This is a genomic window from Bartonella sp. AA83SXKL (assembly GCF_042196965.1).
Classification (GTDB): Bacteria; Pseudomonadota; Alphaproteobacteria; order Rhizobiales; family Rhizobiaceae; genus Bartonella.
This window is the reverse complement of the sequence record NZ_JBHIRG010000086.1, coordinates 1-997: the sequence shown is the minus strand read 5'-3', so window position 1 is coordinate 997 and position 997 is coordinate 1. Positions and strand designations below refer to the sequence as shown.

The 997-nt window shown below is 33.7% G+C and carries 2 protein-coding genes; both read left to right on the top strand.

Annotation, left to right across the window (positions count from 1 at the left end; genetic code table 11):
• Positions 1-267 (top strand): cytochrome c-type biogenesis protein (locus tag ACFINO_RS09790; RefSeq protein WP_375655622.1); only part of this gene is annotated, 267 nt, incomplete at its 5' end.
• Between the two features lie 185 nt (positions 268-452).
• On the top strand, positions 453-997 hold a 545-nt coding region (locus ACFINO_RS09785; protein WP_375655620.1), incomplete at its 3' end, for a trypsin-like peptidase domain-containing protein.

Here is a 997-nt window from a genome sequence, read left to right as displayed (position 1 = left end):
CGTGATTTACGGCTTTTAATTCGTGAACGTTTGAAAATGGGTGAGAGCAATCAGCAGGTTATTGATTTTCTTGTTGAGCGATATGGTGACTTTATCCTTTTGAAACCACCATTTAATAAAACAACTTGGTTTTTATGGTTATCGCCTTTGATAATTATCATTATTGGTGCAAGCGCCATATTTTTCCAAATAAAATGGTACAAGAACGAAAAAGTAATTACTTTGAATGCTAGTGAAGAAAAGCAGTCAAAAATATTCTTTGATTAACACAGATGTTACAGGAAAAAATAGGGTACATTTAAAGTGATATTAGTTTTTTTCATCAGGATGTATTGTTTACGTTCTTAAACCTTACAAAACTTTAATAATTTAGACAGAAAACGGTAAGGTTTGTTATTTTATAAAGGACTGCAATTGGGATAACAATATGATTAAATAGGAGCACATACCAAATGGTTAAAAAAACTTTCTTCACAACATTAGCCGCAGTAAGTTTTTCTGCTGCTTTAGAAACTGCACTGTTTTTTAGTGGATGTGGATCAAGCTTGTGGACGACAAAAGCTCATGCAAATTCTGTATTTAGTTCATTAATGCAACAGCAGGGATTTGCAGATATTGTTTCTCAAGTAAAGCCTGCTGTTGTTTCAGTGCAGGTGAAGAGCAATAAAAAGAAAAAAGAATGGTTTTTTAGTGATTTTTTTAGTACTCCGGGTTTTGACCAATTACCAGATCAACATCCCTTGAAAAAGTTTTTTCAAGATTTTTATAATCGTGATAAGCCTAGTAATAAATCTTTGCAACGTTCGCATAGACTACGTCCTATAGCTTTTGGATCGGGTTTTTTTATCTCGTCTGATGGTTATATTGTGACCAATAATCATGTGATTTCTGATGGCACAAGTTACGCTGTTGTTCTTGATGACGGTACAGAACTGAATGCAAAACTCATTGGAACGGACCCACGAACTGATCTTGCAGTATTAAAAGTCAATGAAAA